Genomic DNA, 13,862 nt, shown 5'->3' on the forward strand with positions numbered 1-13,862 from the left:
TTAGAAATACCTTATGAGTAAAACGAGAAATTCTCTCTTTATCTCAGTCTTTATTTATCGAATAGTACGAACGATTTTTTCGGACTTCATTGAAAATGAAGAGAACAAAAAGCAAGGTAAGGAGGGCACATACTATCCTAATTATTGACGAATCACCGATTTCTTCAAGCAGCAGGTAGAGCACAAGACCCAATGACAAAACATAAACACCTGTCCAAAAGGCGCATTTGCTCATTGATTTTGAGATTGCCTGACTATCTGCTTGTGCTTTTTGGTTTTCAGTCAAATCATTGTATCCAGCTATCAAGAATCCCCATTTTTGTTTGCGAAACTGAACACCACACAAAAAGCATCCGAGAGCAAATACAACGACCAAAAGATAAATCAACCAATACAAGTTTTCTCACTCCTTTCTTATCGTTCAAGAACGATCGTTAGGTTTCGTGTTTCAACACCACTCATTCAGCGAAACGTCGAACCATCGTAATATCTGTTTCCAAATAGCCCATTTTTTTGTATAGCTGATACGCAGACTGATTATGGGCAAAAACGTGCAAGCCGATTTCAGTGATGCCTTGCTGGATCGCCCACTTTTCCAAAGCCTGTAACGCTTTGGTGCCATAGCCTTTTCCTCGCTGGTCTTCCTCGATGATAAAGTCATAGATGAAGGCTTTCTGGGCAGCTGTGTTGACCCAAATCACCCCGATCGGTTCACTAAAATCAGCTGCAAATAAAGAAAACAAGTGATTGTTTTCGGTGGCAGTCCCTTGAGGAAGCAGGGAAGCAAAGCTTTCTTTGGCTAGGGCGAGGGCCTCGTCTTTGGCCCATGTGCCTGCTTGGACTTTGTCATTGGCGTATTCGAAAACTGCATTGGTTAAGTAAGCAGCATAGTCGCTGTCTTTCATTGGGATTAAGTTCATCTATTTCTCCTTTTGTCCTTTTCGGCTCTTCTTAACCTACGGAATGATTGTAGGCAATGAGAAACAAGGACATTTGATATGAAACGGTTTGTTTCCCCTTCAGTTGAGGCGCTCTGGCAACGGGTCTCGTCGTTGAAACAAAAACAGGTCATCCGGTGCAAACTGGTGGCGTGCATCGCAAGTATAGCCTCGTAGCCAGTCAACCCCATCGATGCGGCGAACGTAGAATCATTTGGGGAAATCGTCGGTTTTTTCCAAAGGCACAGAAGCGATCGTGATTGCGGCAGCTGGCGCTTTTCCTTGGGATTTCAGTCCGGTACTATTTGCCAGTTGGCGATAGCTAAGACGAAAGTGTAAGGCCATTTCCAAGGTACAACAAGTCAATCCATAAGAAGGCGCAGCTGCAAAAATCTCCGTCAAAGAGCCGCCTTGGGGGAGTCCCAGTTCTTTAAGGGGAACAATCACACAAGCAGCACGCTGTTTATCGGCACTGAGGGAGAGCTGGGGATGGCGCAAGAGCTGGTTGGCATACGCGTTTAAGTGAATCTGATTTTCTTCCAACTGCTGGCAAAGGCGGTTTAGCGAAACCCCGCCATACTGTACGATCACTTTTTTCAAATCAAACACTCCTTTCAATAGGGATCCTTTTCTTAAAAAAATCAATTCGCACCCTCGTTCTCGGACAAATTGGCATAAATCGCAGCAACTTCTTCTTGGTAACGATTCTTTAGTCGAGGGGGACTTAAAATGCGTAGGCTTTTTCCAAAAGAGAACAAATAGGGCACTACCCAGCTTTCCTCGGGCAAATCAACGGTAACCACAGCAGTGCCTTCCTCCGTCAAAGTAATATCCTGATGATCGAACTCATCATATACCCGATAAAGAACGTCGGCTTGAAAGAACAAACGCGCAGGATAGGTGTCAACAGTCAACTCAATGGCAGAATCAGGCGCAGTGACTGGGAAAAAATGCTGGTCAGTGACGTAGACCTGACTCATGCGGCTGATTTTAAATGTCCGAAAGGCATTCTTTTGCTGGTCGAAGGCTTGCAGATACCAAGCTTGCGAGCGAAAAAGCAGTTTATAAGGCTGGCAGATGCGTTTTTGCAGTCCCTGTTTACTGACATAGTCAAAGGTGATCACGTGGTTTGTTAAAATACTCTTTTTTAATAAATCAAACATGTCGTGGCCGTTTTCTCGCCGATGCCAAGTGGAAAAATCCACTTCTAGCCAATCAGCATCGGGCTGCTTAAACAAGGATTGCAGTTTTGCCAGCGATTGCCCACTGATCTGTGGCGTCAGCTGGCGAATCCCTTTCAACGCCAAAAGCAGGTTTTTTCGTTCTTCCTCTGATAATAACACTTTATCCAACACAAAACTGCTTAACAAATAAACGCCGCCATTTCGACCCGTTTCAGTATAGATGGGCACGCCAATACTGCTTAGGGTATTGATATCTCTGGTGATGGTGCGAGTCGAGACTTCAAATTGTTTGGCCAATTCAGAAGTGGTTGCTTTTTCATGATTCAACAGGTGGTAGATAAGGCCGAATAGGCGTGTCGTGCTCACTTGGTTTACTCCTTTTATAAAAAGATGATAAAACACTGACACAAGGTGTCTAGGTTTCTATCGTATCATAAAGACAAAGAAGGAGGAACTCCAATGAAATTTTCGATAATGGCAACGGAAAGAACCAATAATTTTACTGATCCAGCGATTCAAGCAAAAATCACTGGCTTATGGGAGAAAAACAGCGAGGCGGTCAAGAAAGCCGCAGAAAAAGGAACGGTCATCGCTTGCGTTTACCACGAGTATGAGTCAAACTATCAAGGAGACTATGCCGTTTCGCTTTGTTTCGAAGAAACGGAGCAAGCAGACGAAGAAACGGAGCAAGCAGACTTTGATACAGAAAAATATACTTGGAAAAAGTATCCGATCGATCGGCGCGATGCGCATGGCATTTTGACTACTTGGCGTCAAATCTGGTCTGAGGAAGAAAACCAGCAGCTGCAGCGCGGGTATTCCTTTGATTTTGAGCAGTATGCGCCAGACGGCGAAGTAACGATTCTTATCGCCATTGCTGAAAGCGACAAAGAGCAGCTATTTTCCTGGATAGGAGGACAAACAATGAGACAGTATGAAAGCAAAGTAGCGCTGATCCAAGAGATCACAGAACGTTACCAAAAATTTCGCCAAGAATTTGATGAAATTCCTGAAGCCTTGCGAAATCAACGGATAGCAAGTGTCGACAAGACCCCTTCAGAAAACTTGTCTTACCAAATTGGCTGGGTCAGTTTGTTATTGTCATGGGAAGCACAGGAACAGCAAGGGATGAGCGTTCACACACCTGCTGAAGGGTACAAATGGAACAACCTTGGCGGATTGTATCAATCTTTTTATCAGACATACGGCAGTTTGACCTTAGCACAGCAACAAGAGCTCTTAGACCAAAAAGTGACGGCCCTTTGCCAGTGGATCGAGGGCTTATCCGATCAGGAATTGTTTGAAGCAAGGCAGCGGGATTGGGCAACCACCAAAGCACAGTGGCCAGTCTATAAATGGATCCATATCAATACAGTAGCACCCTTTACCAATTTCCGAACGAAAATCCGAAAATGGAAAAAGGAAGCACTGCATTGATCAATAAAAGAAGCAAGCTGGTTGAGCGTTTTTAGCAACTGAGGGAACAGCTAACTTAAAGAATTGTTAAACAGTTGATCTGTGAAGATCAGCTGTTTTTTTATTTTGTGTCATCGCAAGAAACCACCTGGAAAGTCTATGATAGCTTATTGTCTAGTCGGTTTAGGTTACGAAATAAACTGTTATTTTAAGTGCTAAAGTGACGCGAAGGTGACAAAAATGAAACGCCAATTCGTAAAAGGGTATGCTATATTTTAAACAGTACTTGTTTTTTTACAGAAAAAAAGCGGGGAGTCGATGGCGTATCTTACGCAATCGACGCCAATTGGTTTTATAGAAAAAACACAAAACCATTTCCAAGTCTGATGCAAGTTTGCTGAATATTCAGCAAAATAAAAGTAAATGACTAAGAATAGAAAGGGTGAGGATCATCGAAAACAACCAAACCATTGGCTTGACGTCAGGAGAAGTCAAGGCGCGGGTGCAGCGCGGTCAAGTCAATAAGACAAAAAAGGATACGACGAATACTTACCCGAAAATCCTTTTTACCAATATCTTTACCTTTTTCAATTTGATCAACTGTGTCCTATTCTTTCTCGTCTGTTTGACAGGTTCTTATCAAAACGGCTTGTTCGTCTTTGTTGTCTTCAGCAATGTGATCATCAATCTCTTTCAAGAAGTTCGTTCCAAACGAACGCTGGATAAGCTGGCACTGCTAAAAGTTGCCAAAGCCGATGTTTATCGGGATGGTAAGCTGGAGAATTTGCCGATCCACAAACTCGTAATGGATGATGTGTTACGACTGAAAAGCGGGGATCAAGTGCCGACGGATACCAAAGTCATTCAAGGGTCTTTAGAAGTCAATGAATCCTTGCTGACTGGTGAAATGGATACGATCTACAAGCAGCCAGCAGACGAGTTGTTTTCTGGCAGTTTTATCACTGCTGGCGAAGCGTTATGCCAAGTGATCCACGTAGGCGCTGACAACTATATCGCAAAAATCAACAAAGAAGCCAAAACCATCAAACGACAAAAATACTTGATCCAAGGCAGTTTAAACAAAATCATTCGTTGGATCAGCCTGATTTTGGTCCCATTATGTACCCTCTTGTTCGTTAAACAGTTCTATTTTTCTCATGCAACTTTCAACACCGCCATCTTACGGACGGTGGCGGCAGCTGTGGGAATGTTCCCCGAAGGTTTGTTTTTATTGACGAGTGTCACGTTGACCATCAGTGCCGTCTATCTGGCGCGCAAAAAAGTGATGGTGCAGGAATTGAACTGCATTGATGCCTTGGCACGGGTCGATGTTCTTTGCTTAGATAAAACGGGCACGATCACCGAAGGCAAGATGACGGTGGAAAAGACGATTTCCTTTCAATCGGAAACACCGTTGGCAGAAATCACTGGTAACTTAATGGCGCAGCTACCCGATCAGAACCCAACGGCAATGGCGCTGCGAACCTTTTTCCCAGAAAAAACGACGTACCAGATGCAGCAAGTCGTCCCCTTTTCATCAGAGCGCAAATTTAGTTGCGTCACGTTTGAAGGACAAGGCACTTATTTCATCGGAGCTGCGTCGATTTTACTGGGAACCAACCATGAAGCTGTCTTAAAACAGGAAAGACAGCTGGCAGAAGAAGGCTACCGTGTGATCGTTTTGGCTCACAGTACGCAAGGCTATGAGGAGGCAGGACTGCCGACGGATATTGAACCGTTAGGATTTTATTTACTGTCAGACACGATCCGTGAAGATGCCAAAGAGACCTTGGAGTATTTTCGTTCACAGGCAATCCAATGCAAGATCATCTCTGGCGATGATCCAGTGACAGTCAGTCAAATCGCGAAAAAAGTCAATCTACCAGGGGCTGCTGATTTTATCGATGTGTCAAAAATAACTGCGACCGAATTAAAAGAAGCTGTCAGCAACTATCAGATTTTTGGTCGAGTGACACCGCAACAAAAGAAAGAAATGGTGCTCTACTTGAAAGAACAAGGGCATACCGTCGCAATGACTGGCGATGGCGTCAACGATGTTTTGGCGCTAAAAGAAGCCGACTGCTCCATCGCAATGGCTTCTGGTGTTGATGCTGCGCGTCAAGTATCAAATCTGGTTCTTTTGGAAAATCAATTTGATGCTTTGCCATCGGTCATGGACGAAGGCCGCCGAGTGATCAATAACATTACCCGCTCAGGTTCATTGGTGCTAGTGCAAGTCTTATTCTCCATCATGATCACCATGGGGACGTTGTTATCAGGAACGACCTATCCTTTTGAGCCGATCCAATTAACGATCATCAATGCCTGCTTTGTCGGCATTCCGACCTTCTTTTTAAACTTTGAACCAGACTTCAATCGGATCAAAGGGGACTTTATGACGACGATTTTCAAAAATGCTTTTCCAACAGCCTTGACGATTACGGTAGGAACTTTGCTGATCATCAACTTTGGCTATTGGTTCAACAGCAGCAGTAAAGCTCTATCGATCATGAGCATTATTTTTACTGCTTGGAACTATCGCTTGATCCAGAAAAAAGTCTATCCAGCGATCAACAACTATCGAACGATGATTTTTTTCAGCACCCAGATCTTGTACTTTGTCGCTTTGATCGTCGGTCGCGACCTCTTTAACCTAGGCAATACCAGTTATCTCAACCTCATTCTCTTGATTGCCTTGTTGAATTTTTCCGCCTACATGCAACGCTTTGCGGATAAGGGCATCGAGCTGCTGATGCGAAGATATACGAAGAAACGTAAAAGTTTATCAAAAGAAATGATTCAGTAAATAATAGAAAAACTGATTGCTTAAGCAGCGTTTACAGCGTGCTAGGCAGTCAGTTTTTGATTTAAAATAAATTTCTTTTCTTTTCAAGGAGTCTAAGTCTTGCTATGAAACTCGTTTCATACCGTACAATCAACCAAGAGATCTTTTCAGAAAATTGTCGAAAGTGGAACAACTAATTTTCTATGGTAGACTTAGGTCACGAGCAAAACAATCAGATAGGAATGAAAGAAATGGCAACGATTCGCGATATAGCAAAAATTACTGGTTTTTCGATCACGACGGTCTCTCGTGTGATCAATGGCCATCCTTATGTTGATGAGCAAAAGCGAGCAGCGATTTTGGCGGTGATGGAAGAACTGGATTACAAACCGAATAAAATCGCCCAAAAGCTTAGCTCGGGGAAAACCTATAATATTGGAGTCATCGTACCGTTTGTCAATCACGCCTTCTTTGATGGAATTTTAAATGGCATCATGGAAGAAGCCTTTGCCCAAAAATACAAGGTGACGTTGCTTCCGACCAATTTTGATCGGAAGCTGGAGCTAGAATATCTAGAAGAATTCGCTGCAAAGGGATTTGACGGCTTGATCGTCATCACCCGCGCAAATCATATCGAGACATTTTATCCCTACATGGAAAAAGGACCGATTGTTTTTTGTGAAAATTCGACCGGTACTGCCGTTCCTTTCGTTGCGATCGACTTGGTCGGCTCTGTGACAGCCAGTATCAAGTATTTGAAAGAACAAGGCGTAAAGCGTTTGGGACTGACGCTCGGGCGCAGCAAACGCCTCAGCTGCAATTCAGTCAACACGATCGCAAAAGCCAAGGAGCTGTTTCCTACTTTTTCTGAAGCGGATATTTATTGGGATTGCATCAAAGCACAAGATGGGATTCCCGCAGCCGCATTTTTTAAGGAACGAGGAATCGATGGGGTGATCACAAATGGGGACGAGATCGCAGCGATGATCTTAAATCAATACTCCCACGGTACAGCACCCATCGTGATCGGACAAGAAAACCTGCTCATCAGTCATATGCTGCACTTTTCTTCCGTTGAGTTTCATCTGGATCAGTGCGGCAAAGAAGCCTTTCGCTTGTTTCAAGAAAGAAAACAAGAGCAGATCATTCTGCCTTACGAACTTATTATTCGTGAATAATCATCGTTTTAAAAAAACACACCTTTTTGTCGAGAGGTGTGTTTTTGCCTGCTTATTAAAGGGGAATTGTAGAGATAAAATAAAAAAATAAAGAAAAAATTTATTTTGAAAGCTTGCTTTTCACAGAGTAAAGGGCTACCATTGGTCTGTGGCTTTTTCGCCACAAAAATAGGAAACGTATCAGACAAGAGTACTTGGGGAAGATTCTCTTGGGGGAAGCCTGATACGTTTCCTTTTGTTCATTCTAACACTATTTATATATAAAGTAGAGAGATATTGAGTAGATAAATAAAAATACTACTGTAATTGATGAATAGGAAAAAGGCAATCTCACAGACGAGTATCTCTGGAGCGATTTCCTACAACATGCTGGATGGCAAATTGCTCCATCATGTTTTGATTAATTACAAAGCATCAACTAACTAATTGTGTTGCACCCACTAGAAAATTACATAATTTCGCAACACCTGTTTCAGCTGTTTCTTTGATTAGAACAGTCGCAGTATTTTCGTAAACATGAATCACACTAACTTCTTGTAAACCGGTAAAGCCAATAACATTTGCCTGATAGTTTTGACCAGGGAACACTTGGTATTTTTCCATGTTTTTATCTCCTTCATTAATCTTATTTCAAAAGAATAATAATTAAAATTTAAGAAAAAGTAAAGTGAAACGATTTTTCATTCAAAAACTCGTCCTTTCGGCTATTTATTCGAGTGGAAATCAACTTTTTCTGTAATTTTTCATTTGTGTTTTCAATAAATATACGATGGCTAGTTGAATATTATTCAATGGATCATACCAATTTACCGAGCAATCGACTACAAAGTTGAGTGAAAGAAAGCTAGAAATTTCCAGCTATATTGTTTGTTTTGTCCCGTCTTCACGCTTATAATAAAGGTAGGAAGAACGATCGGCGTTACCACTTCCTAATTCAATTGAAAAGGGCGTGCAAGTTATGGAAAACGTATACCGAAATAACTTTGTCAAAAGAACGGTTCAACTGATGTTTGCACCAAAAAAAATCAGAAAACGTCCACCCGAGCAATGGATCAAAATGCCTATCGACCGAGGTATTCGGAGAAAGGACGCGTGATCCAGCATCTCGCAGCTATGCGTGAAATAGTGTTTGAAGAAACGAAACTCAGGAAGTCCCGTCAGGGGACTTCCTTTTTTATGTCATTTTTATCACATTCTTCATTGAGAAAATTATTAGTACAGGCGCTCTTTTGCAGACGCAAGGTCAAGAATACGATGGAATAAGAAATCACAAACTACAAAGAAACGAATGTCAGAACTCAATGGATCATTGGATGAAAGACTACAATCCTTCTTTTCATTGAGGGATTTCCCTGTTTCTTTTGATCGATTTTAAATTGGATATTGCCGGGAAAAATGCGCGCCAACGAACGATCACTTTCTAATGGCATAGGAGACCAACATTTAAGGAACGTAAAAGCAATCAAAAAAGCGCTTTTTTCGTACAAAGATTCTGTTAAAATGAAGATATGGATAAAAAAAGTAATTGCTGCAAATCAATCATTTAAAGAAGGTGAAAGCATGGACTACCAAGAAATCGCGCGTCATTTTCAAACGACATCGTTTGATCCCCAACCGTTTGTGCAAACGGCGATCGATGATCGAAAGGTAAGGGAGAAGCTAGTGGAGAATGTCGTTGATGGTCAAAATCATATCAATGAGTATTTTAATAGTTATTTGATTATTAAAGAAGTAGCCATTAAAAACCCTGAGCTGATTTATGATGAGTGGGAACGGATCTGGGCACTGCATACCCACAAAAATTCCTATCATCGGTGGATCGCCCATGATCTGATCACGCAACTTCTGGTGATCGATCATGAAGACAAGTTTGAAGCAATCAAGCGAGAATATGTACTGCTGCCCAAAGAAGAAAAAATCAGTAATTACAAGAAGATGTCTGAGAATATCCAAAAGGCTATGAAGCTCAAAGACCTCAGCAAAGAAATTTCACTGTTATGGAAAATTAAGTACATGTGATGAATGAACGGATAATCAGGTTGATGGTATTGCTTTCTATTAGCTAAATCATAGAAAAAACAAGCTATCTTTTTGTGATTCAAAAAAGAGCAGATGTATCAGTAGCAAGCAGCGATTATGAAGTTTAAAAAATTGATATCTCTGCTTTTTTTAGCCTGTAGTTGACTCATTATCCGATACTGAGCGCGCGTATTTCAACATGTCGCTGTATGAAATAACAGGGAAATCTCCCTTAAGTCCTTGTAAGAAGCCAAGTGAAACTTTATACTAGAATGTAATACTTATTCAAAAAAAGGACAAATAAAATGAGGACATGAGCTTTTATGAAGAAATATTGTAAGGAAAATGTGCTAGAAGCGGCGATGACGCGTTTGGAATATATTTTTGATACGTTTCCCCATGTGTATTTCTCTTTCAGTGTTGGAAAAGATAGCGGTGCCATGATCCAGTTGGCTGACCAAGTCGCACAGAAAAAAAAGAAAACCTTTGATCTGCTGATTTTAGATATCGAGGCAAATTATGACGCTACGAGAACGTTCATGGAAAAAATCAAAGCGTTACCAAGTATCAATCAAACCTTCCACTTCTGTTTGCCCTTTTACGAGGACAACAATACCAGCGTCTTTCAGCCACAATGGTTGATGTGGGATGAACAAGAACGTGAGAAGTGGGTACAGCCGATGCCCAAAGATGCGATTTCACTTGCTGATTTAGATGAATCATTGATGGAAATCTATCAGAGTGCAAATATGAACCCTGATAAGTTTTTACGAAACTTTGCTCATTGGTACGCAAGCTATCATCAGTTTGAACCTGTTGCTTGTGGTGTGGGGATACGAACCCAGGAAAGTCTGTATCGGTATCGATCGATCACATCGCCAAAGTATAACTTTCGGAAGCAATGCTGGATCAAACGGCAAGTAGCAGATTCAATGGTCGTCAATTTTTACCCAATCTATGATTGGAAGACGGAAGATGTGTGGGGAGCCTATGCCCATTTTGACTGGCCGATCAATGGCTTTTATGAAAAGTTGTACGATCATGGCGTTCCGATCCATCAAATGCGGATCTGTCAGCCTTACGGCATGCAGCAACGAAAAGGCTTGTACCAATATGCTCTGGTGGAACCGGAAACGTGGGAGCGCGTCGTAAATCGTGTGTCAGGAGCCAATTTTGGTCGCTTGTATGCCCAAGACAGGATTGCTTGCGCATTACAATACGAGAAAGCCCAGTCATATGACTTGGCAAGAGTATGCGGTCTTTTTACTGGAATCAATTGGACTTTATTCAAAGAAATTGCAGGATCATTATTACCGCAAAATCACGATTTTGATTGATCATTATCGAGAAAAGCACGGGATCGAAGTGGAAGATATACCCGATGTGACCAAACATAAGGACTGGCTGAAAAACGAAGTACTCTGGCATGACTGGAAAGGGATCGCTCGTGCGTTAGAAAAAAATGATTTTTCTTTGAGTACGCGACAATATAGTTTGACGAAAAAAGATGAGTCTGAATTGTATGAGTTGGCGGTCGATTTTGGGGCGGCTTTGGGGATCGAGCATTTACCCAAGTATCAGTTAAAAAAATTGAATGCCAAATACGAGTATTTAACGAAAAAAATCACCTAACGATGGACGAATGTGTCCTTAGAGAGGAAGGGTTTTGTGAACGAACGATTGGTTTTATTTTTTCCACCGTATAAGAAAAGCCAATTCTATCAATTGATGGGGGCTTTTTTTGCGGAACGGGTGTATCAGCAGCAATTTCCGTACTTAGTCAATGATGAGAACTGCTACTGGTACGTGATTCTTGATGACGAAAAACGGGTGACTGCTTTTTCTTATTATGAAAAAGGCGCCAACAAAGTGGAGCTAGGGGAATTTTATGAAAAAGATCCAGCCGCTCAATTTAAAAAGTTTCTTTTACGGAAAATGCTGGTGGATATCAGCCGCAACTACCCAGAAGCAGAGATTCTCGCTTCTAGTAACCAGCCTAGTGAAATTGCACTTTTGGAGTCAAAAGGGTTTGCGGTTTATCGACAAACAAAAAATTATTCATTTCTAAAAAGGAGTGTAGTCCCTCATGAGCGATATCGATTTTCCAGTGTTAGCGGCGAAGCTGATCCCAGTCAGCAAGATTCACGCGAATACATATAATCCCAACACCGTGGCTGCTCCAGAAATGGATTTACTGGAACTGTCGATTCGAGAAGATGGCTTTACGCAGCCATTGGTTTGTTACCACGATAAGGAGCAAGACAAGTATATTTTGATCGATGGGTTTCATCGGTACATCGTAGCAAAAGACCGCTTGGAATTGCCAAGTGTTCCGGTCACGGTGATCGATAAGCCATTTGAGAATCGCATTGCTTCAACGATTCGCCACAATCGAGCACGTGGTACCCATGGTATCGAGAAGATGGGAAACATCGTGCAGCAGTTGGTAGCTAACGAGTGGTCGGATGAACGAATTGCCAAGGAATTGGGGATGGACCGCGAAGAGGTCTTTCGCTTTAAGCAGCGTTCAGGTTTGAAAAGTGCCTTTTCTAACCATGAATTCAGCAAGTCTTGGATTGAGTTTGAAAAAAGATACTACAAAGGCAAAAAAGAGACCTGAGAGGTTGAAAAAACTATTTAAAAAAGCTATCTATTAGAAGATAGCGATTCGTTAATAATTCTTTTTAAATTTTGAATAGGTGTTTTTTACAACGATAACGATCAAATTGACCACCATCGACAAGCAAAGCGTCCCTAAGAGAATAGCTAGGATCACACCTAATGCGTCTCTTAGAAAGCTGAAGATCGCTTCAATGATAAACATGGTTTTTCCTCCTTTTCTCATCGTCTATTTTTTCTGACAATTGCAAAAACAGCTTCCTTGAGCAATAACTACCCAAAGACTTTGCCCTGCGGGGTACAAGCCTCAGTTTCTTGAGAACTCGTCGCTTCAAAATTGAGTATACTTTGTAAATAATGAAAAAACGTTTCTATTTTTTACAATCGGAGAAAAAATCGGAAATGTTAAGAATAACGACATCTTTTCTGATTTTTCCTCGGTTTTCATGAATAACCGTATCAGGTTGCATAAAAAAAGTAAAATGATAACAAAAAATCGAATCGAGAAAAAAGATACTATTTCGTAACTTTATAACCGTAAGCGAATTCAAAAACCTTGCTGCACCAAGTCTTTAAAACGTAAAGATTTGGTGCAGCTCTTTTGTTTCCCGCTGTGACGAGGGTTACAAAATGACTGACATTATTTTTCCGTAAAAAGCATCATTGCATAAAAATCAATGCGGATTAAAACCGTTTTATAACAAAGATAGTAAGCGCATTTTTAGCTCGACGACAAAATTTTTTGTGATGCTGGGAGAAAGCATCAGTGGATGTTTTGACAATAAGCCGATCGACATGTGGGGATCAGGTAAAGGAAGCGAGACGATTTTTACTCGAGCATGAGTTTGCTCAATGATGGAACGAGGGATCAGACTGCAGTATCCAGTTCGTTCGATCAAGTAAGGAATCGTACTGATATTGCTGACAGACTCCCAATGGATCGAAGGAACCTGATTGTCAAGATAGCTTTCAATTTTTGTGCGAGCTGGACAGTCAGACTTGGAACGATAGAGATGGCTCCCTTCAAGATCGGCTAGCTCATTGATGATTAATGGGTTTGAGATTGAGGTAATGCAGCAAAGCTCTTCTTGAAACAATTCCTCGTAAGCAAAATGTTTCTCGTGAGGAAGTGAGCATAAGGCGAAATCAATTCGGTTTTCATTTAGTGCATTGGCTAATTCTAGTGTTGAGCCCACGACGATCTCGAAGTTTATTTTTGGATAGTGCTGCGAAAAATCGTGAAGCAGTGCAGGCAAAACCAAAATGTCATAGGGGTGAAGGATGCCCATCCGCAACGAATACTCGACCGTATGGGAAGCATTGATCAACTGTTCTTTGACCCGCTCCCAGTGGGCAATCAGTTCGGGTACTTCCTGTTTCAACAATTCGCCTTCCAAGGTCAATACATTGCTTTTTCCTTCCAAAAATAACGCTACTTCTAATTCGTTTTCTAACTTTTTGATATGGTTCGTAACGGTCGACTGGGCATAGTTTAGTTTGGCGGCAGCTCTAGTAAACGTACCTTCCTCGACGATTGTTTTGAAGGATTGCAGCTCCTTGATAAAATCCACGTTTGTTCCCCTCTCTTTTTACCTATTATACAAAAAAGGAGCGGGGAGAAAATTTCTTTTTTTTCTAGTAAATAAAAAAAATAGATACAAAAGTTATTTAAAACATGCAGTCTGTTTTTACCGTCTGTTTCTTTGTTTTTAAAATAACGATT

At 41.5% G+C, this 13,862-nt stretch carries 12 protein-coding genes and 3 pseudogenes; 8 read left to right on the forward strand and 7 right to left on the reverse strand.

The genetic code is table 11. The features are described from left to right. Positions 1-43 precede the first annotated feature (43 nt). From IGI71_RS02795 to IGI71_RS02810, 4 genes and pseudogenes are all read right to left on the reverse strand, one after another. Positions 44-397: a DUF3784 domain-containing protein gene (locus tag IGI71_RS02795; protein WP_074536588.1), complete on the reverse strand. Its 354-nt coding sequence runs from the start codon at positions 395-397 to the stop codon at positions 44-46. Between the two features lie 61 nt (positions 398-458). After that, on the reverse strand, positions 459-920 hold the full coding sequence (locus IGI71_RS02800; RefSeq protein ID WP_060792756.1) for a GNAT family N-acetyltransferase: 462 nt from the start codon (positions 918-920) through the stop codon (positions 459-461). Positions 921-1,019: 99 nt separating this feature from the next. Continuing rightward, a pseudogene (locus tag IGI71_RS02805) lies at positions 1,020-1,583 on the reverse strand (helicase). Then, complete coding sequence (locus IGI71_RS02810) at positions 1,580-2,488, reverse strand: helix-turn-helix transcriptional regulator (RefSeq protein ID WP_118215560.1); 909 nt, start codon at positions 2,486-2,488, stop codon at positions 1,580-1,582. Before IGI71_RS02810 ends, IGI71_RS02805 begins: the two are co-directional and overlap by 4 nt. A 93-nt stretch (positions 2,489-2,581) precedes the next feature. On the opposite strand from IGI71_RS02810, the pseudogene IGI71_RS02815 reads away from it, so the two are divergent. The 4 genes and pseudogenes from IGI71_RS02815 to IGI71_RS02830 form a co-directional block, all read left to right on the forward strand. Beyond that, positions 2,582-3,028, forward strand: a pseudogene (locus IGI71_RS02815) (effector binding domain-containing protein); the annotation flags it as partial. 18 nt (positions 3,029-3,046) lie between these two features. Then, positions 3,047-3,559 (forward strand): ClbS/DfsB family four-helix bundle protein, encoded by a 513-nt coding sequence (locus tag IGI71_RS02820; protein WP_086293992.1) that lies wholly within the window; start codon positions 3,047-3,049, stop codon positions 3,557-3,559. 421 nt (positions 3,560-3,980) lie between these two features. Then, complete coding sequence (locus IGI71_RS02825) at positions 3,981-6,344, forward strand: HAD-IC family P-type ATPase (RefSeq protein WP_430616172.1); 2,364 nt, start codon at positions 3,981-3,983, stop codon at positions 6,342-6,344. Positions 6,345-6,574: 230 nt separating this feature from the next. Then, a complete protein-coding gene (locus tag IGI71_RS02830) occupies positions 6,575-7,501 on the forward strand; it encodes a LacI family DNA-binding transcriptional regulator (protein WP_164890369.1) in 927 nt (308 codons plus the stop codon). Positions 7,502-7,915: 414 nt separating this feature from the next. On the opposite strand, the gene IGI71_RS02835 is transcribed toward IGI71_RS02830, so the two are convergent. After that, complete coding sequence (locus IGI71_RS02835) at positions 7,916-8,104, reverse strand: hypothetical protein (protein WP_005227564.1); 189 nt, start codon at positions 8,102-8,104, stop codon at positions 7,916-7,918. Positions 8,105-9,061: 957 nt separating this feature from the next. Between IGI71_RS02835 and IGI71_RS02840 the strand changes: the two genes are divergently transcribed. The 4 genes and pseudogenes from IGI71_RS02840 (at position 9,062) to IGI71_RS02855 (ending at position 12,140) form a co-directional block, all read left to right on the forward strand. Further along, positions 9,062-9,520, forward strand: a complete 459-nt coding sequence (locus tag IGI71_RS02840; RefSeq protein ID WP_128488306.1) for a hypothetical protein — start codon at positions 9,062-9,064, stop codon at positions 9,518-9,520. Positions 9,521-9,843: 323 nt separating this feature from the next. After that, a pseudogene (locus IGI71_RS02845) lies at positions 9,844-11,152 on the forward strand (DUF3440 domain-containing protein). A 36-nt stretch (positions 11,153-11,188) separates the two neighbouring features. Beyond that, positions 11,189-11,680, forward strand: a complete 492-nt coding sequence (locus tag IGI71_RS02850) for a hypothetical protein (RefSeq protein WP_118215556.1) — start codon at positions 11,189-11,191, stop codon at positions 11,678-11,680. Beyond that, positions 11,607-12,140: an IbrB-like domain-containing protein gene (locus tag IGI71_RS02855; RefSeq protein ID WP_005227576.1), complete on the forward strand. Its 534-nt coding sequence runs from the start codon at positions 11,607-11,609 to the stop codon at positions 12,138-12,140. The genes IGI71_RS02850 and IGI71_RS02855 overlap by 74 nt, the downstream gene beginning before the upstream one ends. Before the next feature lie 51 nt (positions 12,141-12,191). On the opposite strand, the gene IGI71_RS02860 is transcribed toward IGI71_RS02855, so the two are convergent. Both IGI71_RS02860 and IGI71_RS02865 read right to left on the reverse strand, forming a co-directional pair. Beyond that, positions 12,192-12,344, reverse strand: a complete 153-nt coding sequence (locus tag IGI71_RS02860; RefSeq protein WP_010748814.1) for a hypothetical protein — start codon at positions 12,342-12,344, stop codon at positions 12,192-12,194. 490 nt (positions 12,345-12,834) lie between these two features. Beyond that, positions 12,835-13,710, reverse strand: a complete 876-nt coding sequence (locus IGI71_RS02865; RefSeq protein WP_118215555.1) for a LysR family transcriptional regulator — start codon at positions 13,708-13,710, stop codon at positions 12,835-12,837. Positions 13,711-13,862 lie beyond the last annotated feature (152 nt).

The sequence above is a fragment of the Enterococcus sp. DIV1279b genome (assembly GCF_050531515.1).
GTDB lineage: Bacteria > Bacillota > Bacilli > Lactobacillales > Enterococcaceae > Enterococcus_D > Enterococcus_D casseliflavus.